Annotated in this window: 7 protein-coding genes; 4 read left to right on the plus strand and 3 right to left on the minus strand. The window is 70.8% G+C overall.

The annotated features are described in order from the left end of the window. Positions 1-194, plus strand: a 194-nt coding sequence (locus M3Q23_18530; protein MDP9344045.1) for a hypothetical protein, incomplete at its 5' end; no start/stop codon positions are given. Between the two features lie 22 nt (positions 195-216). On the opposite strand, the gene M3Q23_18535 is transcribed toward M3Q23_18530, so the two are convergent. From M3Q23_18535 to M3Q23_18545, 3 genes are read right to left on the minus strand one after another with little or no spacing between them, the layout of a single operon-like run. After that, positions 217-2949, minus strand: coding sequence for an FHA domain-containing protein (locus M3Q23_18535; GenBank protein ID MDP9344046.1), 2733 nt, complete (start codon positions 2947-2949; stop codon positions 217-219). Between the two features lie 34 nt (positions 2950-2983). Further along, the gene (locus tag M3Q23_18540; protein ID MDP9344047.1) at positions 2984-4729 is read right to left on the minus strand and encodes an alpha/beta fold hydrolase; all 1746 of its coding nucleotides are present in this window, start codon (positions 4727-4729) and stop codon (positions 2984-2986) included. Positions 4730-4784: 55 nt separating this feature from the next. After that, positions 4785-7034, minus strand: coding sequence for a protein kinase (locus tag M3Q23_18545; GenBank protein MDP9344048.1), 2250 nt, complete (start codon positions 7032-7034; stop codon positions 4785-4787). Positions 7035-7218: 184 nt separating this feature from the next. Between M3Q23_18545 and M3Q23_18550 the strand changes: the two genes are divergently transcribed. The 3 genes from M3Q23_18550 to M3Q23_18560 all read left to right on the plus strand — a co-directional run bounded on the left by M3Q23_18550 (position 7219) and on the right by M3Q23_18560 (position 10921). After that, a complete protein-coding gene (locus M3Q23_18550; GenBank protein MDP9344049.1) occupies positions 7219-8868 on the plus strand; it encodes a Stp1/IreP family PP2C-type Ser/Thr phosphatase in 1650 nt (549 codons plus the stop codon). Between the two features lie 114 nt (positions 8869-8982). After that, positions 8983-10293, plus strand: coding sequence for a trypsin-like peptidase domain-containing protein (locus M3Q23_18555; protein ID MDP9344050.1), 1311 nt, complete (start codon positions 8983-8985; stop codon positions 10291-10293). Positions 10294-10303: 10 nt separating this feature from the next. After that, complete coding sequence (locus M3Q23_18560) at positions 10304-10921, plus strand: FHA domain-containing protein (GenBank protein MDP9344051.1); 618 nt, start codon at positions 10304-10306, stop codon at positions 10919-10921. The last annotated feature ends 28 nt before the right edge of the window (positions 10922-10949 follow it).

A 10949-nucleotide genomic window follows, 5' to 3' on the forward strand; every position in this document is an offset into this window, starting at 1 on the left:
GTGCTCCCCCCGGCCCGCCTCCCGTCCCGCCGCCCATGCCGGGCCGCGGTTCCCACGCGCCCACCGTCATCGGCGGACCTGCATCGCCCGCACCCCCACCGCCCCTGCCCACGGTGGCCGAGCAGCAAGCGTCCGATCCCAACCGGCTTCCGCCGCCCCGCCGCCGGGCCGAACCCCCCGACCAGCAACGCTGACCGGAGCCAGCCCCGAAGCGACCTACCGCTTGATGTCCTTGCGTTTCTGTGCGGCGAGCAGCAACACGAACAGCACCCCGCAGATCAGCAGCAGGATGCCCCACTTCGGCCACAACGACGCGCTGCTGAACCGCTTTCCGGAGATGATCAGCAGCGCCTGGAAGCCCCATTTCGTCGTGGTGATGTTCCCGATCGCGTCGCCGGCCTTTCCGATCGACAGGTCCGGGTTCCCGAACATGAACTGCGGCACCAGGAACACGATGAGCAACAGCGGCGTGACGTTCTGGTTCGACGAGATCGCCGAGATGAACAACCCCAGGAGCATCCCCGACATGGTGGCCAGGAAGAACGTCACGAAAGCCTTGGCGATGCCGCCGGCGCCCGGCGGCCAGAAGAACCCGGTGGCCAGCTTCTTCGTGGCCGTGAACACGGCGGCCTGATACAGGGCCAGCACCACGCCCAGCCACACCTTCGACAGGACGTAGGGAGCGATCTTCAGGGTGACCATGCGCTCGCGCCGGTACACCTCGGACTCCTTGACGATCTCGCGCATGGACGCGATGGCGCCGATCAGCACCGACGTGAGTAAGGCCAGGAACATGAACGTTCGGGCCTGGCCCGCCTGGCGCGGGTCGCTGAAGAACTGCTTCTTCCAGGTCAGCAGGTCCATCAGCCCGATCCCCGGCGCGATGGCCAGCATCAGCAGCAGGCTGAAGCGGTCCCGGCCCAGGATGGCCAGGCTCCGCCGGGACAGGATGGCCAGCTGGCCGAAGCCGGAGACGTGCTTCACGGTGCTGCCGGGGGTCAGCCCCACTCGCTGCACGGGGCCGCTGTCGCCCGCCGCCACTCCCTGGAGCCGCTCCACCACGAACGTCCGGAACTGCGGCGAGTGGCGGTACTGCTCGGCCCACTCCGCGGGCGAACGCTCCTGCTCGAGCTTGATGTAGATCTCGTCGAAGTCCTGCACGCCGAAGAACCCCAGCGCCTCCTCCGGCGGGCCGTAGTAGGAGAGGAAGCCGCCCTTGGCCAGGAACACGACCTGGTCGCACAGCATCACGTTCTTGGTGGCGTGGGTGATCAGCACGATGGTGTGGCCCTGGTCCGCCAGCGTGCGGAGGAGCTTCATCATCTGGCTCTCGGTGCCGGGGTCGAGGCCCGAAGTGGCCTCGTCCAGGAAGAACAGGCCGGGGCGGGTCAGCAGCTCGACCCCGATCGACACGCGCTTGCGCTGGCCGCCCGACAGTCGCGTGATGGGCACGTCCTTGCGCTCGGACAGGCCCAGGATCTGGAGGACCTCCAACACGCGGGCCTCGCGCTCCTGGTCGGTGGTGTCCGCTGGAAGACGCAGTTGCGCGGCGAAGTCGAGCGCCTGATACGGGCTGAGCTCCTTGTGGATGATGTCGTCCTGGGGCACGTAGCCGAGGTCGGTCCGGTACGAGTCCAGGTTCCGGTACAGGTCCGTGCCGTTCACCAGGACGTGGCCCTGGTTGGCCGGGCGGAACCCGTTCAGAGCGTCGAGGAGCGTGCTCTTGCCGGCCCCGGACACGCCCACCACTGCCACGAACTCCCGGGGCTTGATGGAGAACGAGATGTCCTGGAGCAGGTTCAGTCCCTTGGCGACGACCTGGTTCAGGTGCAGGACGTCCAGGCTGAGGTTCCGGGACTCCTCGATCCGCTCCAGGACCTCCGGCGCGTAGATGAACTTGGCCGGGCCGATCCGGATGACGTCGCCGACCCGCAGGGCGGCGGGCTGGCCCGGCACCAGGCGCGAGCCGTTCACGAACGTGCCGTTGGTGGAGCCGTGGTCCTCGATGGCGAAGCCCTCGGCGTACCGGACCAGCCGGGCGTGCAGGCGCGACACCGAGGGGTGGTCCATGGCCACGTCGTTGCGGGGATCCCGGCCGAAGGTGAGGGTGGCCTTCCCGGCCAGCGATATCCGTTGCGGAATGCCGCGGTCCAGGTGCTCGACGTGCGGGGAGGCGGCCGCGGGGCCCGGACCCGCCACGGCGGGGGCTGCCGGCGGCGGCGTCGAGGCCGTGGCCAGGTAGGTGAGGGTGACGCTGCTGGCGATCCGGATCTGCTCCCCGTTCAAGAGCACCTTCTGCTGGAACCGCTGCCCGTTCACGGCCAGCCCGTTCATGCTCCCGAGGTCGACGATCTCCCAGCCGGCGCCGGCCCGCCGGAGCTCGGCGTGCCGCCTCGACACCACCTGCTCGTCGACCGGGATGTCCGCGGTCGGGTCGCGGCCCAGCACCATGACGTCTCGGTTCAAGGGGAACTCCCGGGTGCCCCGGGGGGTGGCGACCACCAGGCGGGGCGGCGCCCCCACACCGGCCGCTGCAACGCCGGCCGCCCCGACCGCCGCCGAGGCCACCGGGGCCGCCATCTCGGTGTGCAGCCCGGCTGGGATGGCCCCGCCCCGGCTCCCCGCGACCACGGGCCCGGTCTCGGCCCGCAGGCGCAGCGCGTAGCCGCCGATGCGGACGGTGTCGCCCTCCCGGAGGTGATAAACGACCTTCGGCTCGACCTCCGCGTCGTTGATGCGGGTGGCGTTGGCGCTTCCCAGGTCGACGATCGAGGTCACCTCGCCGCTTCGTTCGATCCGGGCGTGGTGCCGCGAGACCGCCGGGTCGTCCAGGATGACGTCGTTGTCCGGGGCCCGGCCGATGGAAAGCGTCGGCCCCTCCAGGGGCATCTGGAAGACGTCGCCGCCCCGGAGGATCTCGACCACGGCCACCCGGCTGGTGGATGCCATCCGTCCCGCCTCCGCCCCGCTCTGTCCCCGTCCCCTATTTCCCGACCAGCTCGAGGCGCAGGCGCATGCGCACGTCGGCGTCGGTATACAGCACACCGTGGTGCTGCTGCACGGGGTGGATCTCGGCCCCTTCGAGCACCGCGCTCTCCTGCGGGATGGTGTCGTCGCCGAGGTCCTCGACCTCCAGGCGCGCGCCCTTCCACCCTTCCAGCCCGTCGCCCTGCACCACCAGCCGCACCGGCGTCTTCAGGCCGTACCCGAACACGCACAGCGTCTGGACGCTCGTGCTCATCCCGAGCTCCCGGTAGAAGGCGGCCGCGGCGTGCAGCATGGGCCGGTTCTCCTCCGGGACCCACGCGTCGTCGGTGAAGATGTCGAGCTGCTCTCCCTTCTCGTCCACCACGCAGGGGTAGTTGGGCAGGGTCTGGTAGACGGACGGGAACGACATCACCACCCGCTGGAACCGCGACCGGATGGAGTTGAACGCCAACATGCCCCGGGCGGCGACGAAGGCCTGGAACGTCCTCGGCGAGCCGGCGTGAGGAGCGCCCATCAGCATGATCCGGGCCACGTGCTCCTTGCCCCCCAGCCGCTCCACGTAATACCGCGTGATCAGGCACCCCTGGCTGTGCCCGATGATGGCGATCTCGTCGTGGCCCTTGGCTTCCCGCCACGCCAGCACGGCCTCCGACAGCTGGTTGGCCGAGATCCGGTAGTCCTGCCGCCAGTCGTAGGGGAACTCCAGCAGGTCTTCCTCCCGGAGGTATCCCAGCTCCTCCTGGAGGTAGTCCACCAGCCGGCTGTACCGCGCCAGGGTGATGAAGTTGGGGATGATGACGTGGTCCCGCAGGATGGTGCCCACGGTGAGCTTCTTGTCCGGCCACCGGTAGATCTCGGGGTTGGCCAGGGCCTTGTGGGCGTTCGGCCAGATCAGTCTTCCGCTCTCGTCCATCATCTCCGAGCCCATGAACCCCGGGATGATCACCACGGGGATGCGCCGCACCAGCCCCGGCCGGACCACCTCCGGGGCCACCCCCACCACGGTCATGTCCTTGGCCCCGAACCCTGCCTTGAACACCAGCAGGGCCGGCCCGATCCGGAGCTCGGTGCCGGTCTCCAGCTTGTGCTCGGTGATGCGGTGGCCCTTGATGCGGGTGCCGTTGCGGCTCCCCAGGTCCACGATCCAGAAGCCGTCCGGCCGCCGTTCCAGGCGGGCGTGGTTCCGGGAAACCTGCGGATCGGCCACCACGATGTCGGCTCCCGGATCCCGGCCGATGATCATGCTGTCCTCGAGCAGCGTCACCTCCCAGGTTCGCGGCGGCAGATGGATGGCCAGCCGCGGCACGGACGTGTCCTGGAGGGTCTGGACGATCGTCTCCGAGCCGATGGCGGTATCGAGCTGCTCCGGAGTGAACTCGGCGACCTCCGGGATCTCCATCTCCAGGACGGTCTCGGACATGGTCTCGGAGCCCACGTCCACGGGCGCGTACGTCTCGAACCGCACCGTGCTCCCGCCCAGGTGGATGACGTCGCCGGTGGCGAGGGGGGCCTGCTCCACCCGGGAGCCGTTCACCTTGATGCCGTTGGCGGAGCCGAGGTCGACGATGGTGCAGCCCCGATCGTCGCACTCGATCCGGGCGTGGAACCGCGACGCCTTCGGGTCGGGCATCGACACGTCGTTGGTGGTGGCCCGGCCGATGGTGATGACGTCCTTCGACAGGATGAACTGCTGCTCCTGCCCGTCCGGGAGGGTCAGCACGAGCTTTCGAACCGTCTCCATCAGTCCTCTCCCCCCGGCCCCTCCGGTCCCCGCGGCGTCTGCCCGCCGAACAGTTTCACGATGACGGGGTCACCGTGAGCGCGTACGTGGCCCCGGACGCCTTGCACTTCCCGGCCGGCTCGTGCTCCTCCAGCGTCCCGGTGAGCTTCGTGGCGACCCACTGGCCGTCCCGGGCCGCCGCCTGGACCACCCGGAGCGTGTAGTTCAGGAACGAGGTCACCGTGGCCTGGTCGCACGTCACGCTGAAGTCCCCGCTCGTATGGGTCGCGTACAGGCCTCCCACCCTGGTGAACACGGAACGGTGCAATCCGAGCTGCTGCTCGTCGTGCCAGGCGAGGTTACAGGGACCGGAGGAGCACTGTGGCGCGAACACGTAGGTCTGCGTGAAGTGCTGGTGGACCGTGCTGAATCCGAACGAGGACGTCACCTGGTAGCGGACGTCGTACGTGCCCTCGACCCGAGCCTCGGAGATGGGCGGGACCGGGGTGGTGGCCGCCACCGTGGTGGGACTGGAAACGGTGTGGCGCCGGCCGAGGGCCTCGATCCGGTAGGTGTAGTGCTGGCCCGGCTGGACGTCCTCGTCCAGGTAGGTGGGTTCGTGGACGACGTCGAGGACCCCGTTGCCCCGCAACACCTTCCACCCGATCGCCTCGCCGCCGACGGATGGCTGGCGCCAGGTCAGGGTGATGCTGAAGGGCGCCGTCTGGGCCCGTGGGTTGGCCGGGGGCAGCGGCTTGGTGGGCCCGGCGGGGCCGGTCCCTCCCCCTCCGCCGGACAGGGCCAGGATCAGGGCGACCACCACGACCACCGCCACGATGGGGCCCCCGATCAGGAGTGGCTTTCGCCACCGCGGCGCGCGGCTCGTCGCCGGTGCGGGATACGCGACCCCGGGATAGCCGGGCACCGCCGGCATCCCGGGCACCCCGGGGATGGCGGGGGCTCCGGGCCGTCCCTCGGCGACGGTGCGGTCGCCGATCAGGCCCGGGGGAGGCGGGGCCGGAGTGGCCACGGCGGCAGGAATCCATGAGGGCGGAGGGGCCGGTTCCGCCACGGTGGGGCGGGCAGGTGGCTCCCACCCTGGAACGGTGGCCTGCCGTGCCATCTGTCTGGCCTCCGCCGTGTCCACCGCCGGCCCGGCTGCGGCACGGGCCGCCGTCGCCAGTTCCGCGCAGCCGGCGTACCGGTCGTTCTTCTTCTTGGCCATGGCCTTGGCCACGACGGCGTCGAGCGCCGCGGGCAGGTCCGGGCGAAGCTCGGTGACCCGGGGCGGCGCCTGGTTCACGTGGGCCCACATCACCGACTCCTGGCTGTCCCGCCGGAACGGGACCGCGCCGGTCAGGCACTCGTACAGGACGCACCCCAGCGCGTAGATGTCGGTCCGGCCGTCGATCGGTTCGCCCAATACCTGCTCGGGGGCCATGTAGTTGACCGTCCCCACCGCCTGCCCCGGCAGCGTGAGCCCGGCCCCGTTGCCGGTCTGCTTGGTGATGCCGAAGTCGCACAGGTACGCATGGCCGGCCTCGTCCATGCCGTCGCCCGAGGCCACGAGCACGTTCCCGGGCTTGACGTCCCGGTGCACCAGCCCGCGGGCGTGGGCGGCGTCGAGGGCGTGGCCGACCTGCTCCAGGATCGACAGGGTCCGCTTCAGGTCGAGCGGCCCCTCGTCGTCGATCTGGGTGGCCAGGTCGGTGCCGTGGACGTACTTCATGGCGATGAACAGCTCGCCGTCGACCTCGTCCGCGTCGTAGATCGGGATGACGTGCGGGTCGTCCAGGGCCGCGGCCATCCGGGACTCGGCCACGAACCGGTCCCGGAACCGCTGGTCGTGGGCGAACCGGGCCGCCAGGACCTTGAGGGCGACCTTCTTCCCCAGCCGGAGGTGCTCGGCCAGGTACACGGCGCCCATCCCGCCCACCGCGATCAGCTCGTCGATCCGGTACCGGCCGATGGTCATCCCCACCCGGGGGTCGGCGGGGCTGCGGCCCACGCGCTCGGCGGTGTCGGGTGGCGGCGGCTGGTCCCCGACGGACATGTCGCTGTCGCCGACCCGGATCTGCTCGCCGCCGGCCAGGACCTGCGGGCCCTCGATGCGGCGTCCGTTCACGAAGGTTCCATTGGCCGAGCCCAGGTCCACCAGCACCGTCTGTCCGTTCGGGTCCGGCCGCAGCGCGGCGTGGCGCCTGGACACGCGACGGTCGTTGGCAAGGACCAGGTCACAGCCCGCGTCCCGTCCGATGACGAACTCGGTGCTGCCGACCTGGACAGTCTTGCCCTCATCGGGACCGGAACGGATTGTCAGCCACATCCGGGATCGACACCCCTGGTGGTTTGGTTCGAATCGTCCCCCTGTCGCGCGGCATTGTATGGGCGCCCCGTCGGGCCAGTCCAGGGTGGGCGGCCGCCGGCCGGCGCCCGCGGGCCTCGCAAAGCGATCCCTTGCCTTGGGACGCTCACCCGTCGGAGAATCCGCGCGAGTTGGGAGCGATGGGATGAGGATCCGGGCAGGGGCGACCACCGACGTGGGGCGGGTTCGCCAGAACAACGAGGACTCCCACCTGGTGAGCCCGCCGCTGTACGCCGTCGCCGACGGCATGGGCGGGGGCGCCGCGGGCGAGGTCGCCTCGGGCCTCGCCGTGCACACCCTCCAGGAGTTCGTCCAGAGCGGGAACGGCCATCCGCCCACACTGTCGGAGTGGGTGGTGGCGGCCAACAGCGCCATCTACGAGCGGGCCCTGGAACGGCCCGACGAGGCCGGCATGGGGACGACCATCACGGTCATCCTGGCCGAGGACGACCGGCTCCGCCTGGCCCACGTGGGCGACTCCCGGGCGTACCTGCTCCGCGACGGCGACCTCACGCAGCTCACCGAGGACCACACGCGCGTCAACCGGATGCTCCGGGAGGGCCTGCTGACCCGGGACGAGGCGGCGGTCCACCCGCAGCGCAACGTGGTGACCCGGGCCCTGGGCATCGGGGCGACGGTCCAGGTGGACGAGACGGTGGTCCGGGTCCGGAACGGCGACCGGCTGCTGCTGTGCTCCGACGGGCTGTCCGGCATGGTGTCCGACGACGCCATCGAGGCGATCCTGGCTTCGAGCGAGGACCCTCAGGAGGCGTCGCGACGGCTGGTGGAGGCCGCCAACGAGGCCGGCGGGGTGGACAACATCACCGCGCTCGTCCTGGACGTGGACGAGGTGCCCGAGACCAGCAACGAGACCCTCGTCGACGTCCCGCCGGCGGCCGGGCAGACCCTCGTGTCCGACAGACCCGGGCAGGCGGTCATCGCCGACGGCGTAGTGCAGCCGCCTCCGGCCCCGCCGCCGCCCGTCCCGACCGAGCCCGGCGGGCGCCGGCGGTCACGGAGGGCACTGGTGGCCGCCGGAGCGGTCGTGATCGTGGCCGCGACGGCGGTGGCAGTGGCGCTGGCGCTGAGCGGAGGTGGCGACGGGAAGCCGGCCCCCGCCACGCCCGTGGCGACGTCCCCGGCCGCCGCGGCGACGGAGAAGCAGGCCGTGGACACGTTCGACCAGCAGCTCCAGAGCTCGCTCCCCGGGTCCGGGCCCATCCACCCGTCCGTCTTCCCTCGACTTCCCCACGACCTCGACACGCTGGGGGGGACCACCGGGAAGGTCCCCCAGGCCCTGGCCGCCCGGGCCGACGAATACGCGTTGCAATCTGGGGCGGCCGTTCGCGGGATCCGGCGCCTCGACGTCGTCACGATCGTGCCGGCTCAGTTCGGCACGACCCGGACCGACCTGCTGCGCGTCCGCTCCGACCTGCTCAACGCCTTCCAGCGGTACCAGGACGCCGCCGCGCTGATGCAGCGGGCCGTGAACGCGGACAAGCAACGCACCAGCCTGGTGGCCCGGGCCCGGTCCGCGGAGCAGCAGGCGAGCGCCGAGTACACCAAGGGCTACGACGCTCTGGTGGCGGTGTGGCGTTCGGTCGGGCTCCCCGTCCCGACTCCCTCGCCCAGCCCGTCCCCGAAGCCTTCGCCGAAGGCGTCGAAGACGCCGAGTCCCACCACGGCGCCGCAGCCCACGGCCACCAAAGCGACTCCCAAGCCCACGGGGACGGGCGGGGGCCGCTGCTTGGGCAGCATCTGTTTCACGCCTCCGCCCACGCCGTCCATCCCCTGACGCAGGCTCCCCGCAGGCAACCCCTTGCACGGGAAGGCCCACGGAACCGAACCCCTAGTGTCGGAGGGGCTCCCTCAGTAGAATCCGCGCGACGAGGCAAGGGGAGCAACCAACATGTGGCTGAGCATCAATTCGGGTCCCGAAGCGGGCAAGGGCGTGGAGGTGTCGGGCGACCGGTTCGTCATGGGCCGAGACGAGCACTGCGACCTGGTGCTCACCGACTCCAAGGCCTCCCGCAACCACGCGTTCCTGGAGGTGCAGCCGACCGGCCAGGTGATCCTGCACGACATGGGATCGACCAACGGCACGTTCGTGAACGAACGGCGGATCGACGGGCCGACCCCGCTGTTCGGCGGCGAGCAGATCCGGATCGGGGACACCGTCATGGTGCCCGCCGGCGCCACGGCGCAGGCTCCATCGACGGAGCCCATCCCGCCCGCGGCCTCGTACGGGGCCCCCACCCGGGCCGAGCCCATCCCGCCCTCCCCGGGGTTCCCCCAGCCTCCGCCCGGCGGTGGCTTCCCGCCGCCTCCTGCGGGCGGTGGCTTCCCGCCGCCTCCTGCGGGCGGTGGCCTCCCCGAGCCGCCGGCCGTTCCGGTGGTCCGGCCCCGGCGCATGGGAACGGCGACCATCGAACGGATGGTGCTGCGGTCCGGCAAGAACACCCGCCGGGCCATGATCCTCGCGGGGGTCGCCATCCTGGTCGCCGTGGCGGTGGTGGCGCTGTTCGTGTTCGGCCCCCTGAAGTCGAAGACCACCGCCTCCCCGCACACTGTCGCCCAGATCGTGAAGGCCATCGAGCCGTCGACCGTCCTGGTCATCAACCAGAAGGACGGGCAGCGCCAGGCCAGCGGCACGGGATGGGTGTTCGACAAGGGCCGCGGGCTCATCGTGACCAACAACCACGTGGTGGAAGGCGGCACCAGCTTCCAGGTTGGGGTGGGGAACAAGTTCCAGGATGCCGAGCTGGTCGGCGCCGCCCCGTGCCGGGACCTCGCCGTCCTCAAGATCAAGGACACGGCCGGGCTGAAGACCCTGGCCCTTGGATCGCAGTCGGACCTCGACATCGGGTCCGTCGTGGTGGTGCTGGGGTTCCCGGCGAACGCTTCTCTCCGGGACAGGCTCACCGGGACCAACGGCGTGGTGTCGGTGGTCCGGACCAGCCTGTCGAAGCGGTTCCAGACCGAGAACGGCGCCGAGTACCCGGACCTGGTGCAGAGCAACGCCGCGATCAACCCGGGCAACTCCGGCGGTCCCCTGGTGGACGAGGACGAGCAGCTGGTCGGCGTGAACACGCTGGTGGTCACCCAGATCGGCACCGAGAAGATCCAGAACCAGAACTACGCCATCGGAGTGGATCTCGTGAAGCAGGTCGTCCCCAAGCTCGCCAAGGGCAACACGGACGTCTGCTCGACCACCGGGTAGGCCGGCCGACATGTCCGGTTATCTGGTCCTGGGACGTCCGTCGGGCCCGGAGATGGTGCCCCTCTCCGGCGACCGGCTGACCATCGGTCGGGGCCCGTCGAACGACCTGGCCCTGGAGGCAGACTCGAAAGTCTCCCGCCTGCACGCCGTCCTGGAGCGGTATCAGTCGGGGTGGGCCATCCGGGACATGGGGAGCCGCAACGGGACGTTCGTGAACGGCGAGCGGTTGATCACCGAGCGGGTTCTGCGCCCGGGCGACGAGGTCACCATCGGCGACACCCGCCTGGCCTACCGGCTGGAGGAGGCCGCCGACGCCTCCCTCACCGCGACGCGGGTGGCGGAGGGCCCGCCCGAGCTCACCCGCCGGGAGCGCGAGGTCCTGGTGGCGCTGTGCGGGCCGGTGTTCTCGAGCGACATGTTCACCGAGCCAGCCTCGGTGAAGGACATCGCCCAGCAGCTGTTCGTGACCGAGGCGGCGGTGAAGCAGCACCTGGCCCACCTGTACGACAAGTTCGCCGTTTACGGGGAGAGCGGGCGGCGCACCCGCCTGGCCAACGAGGCCATCCGGCGGGGTGCCGTACGGCTGGCGGACCTCCGGGCCTCCAGCGAGTCCGACTCCACCGGCTAGGAACGCGGAAGGCGCGGGCCCCTCGGCC

The organism is Actinomycetota bacterium (genome assembly GCA_030774015.1).
Lineage (GTDB): Bacteria > Actinomycetota > UBA4738 > UBA4738 > JACQTL01 > JALYLZ01.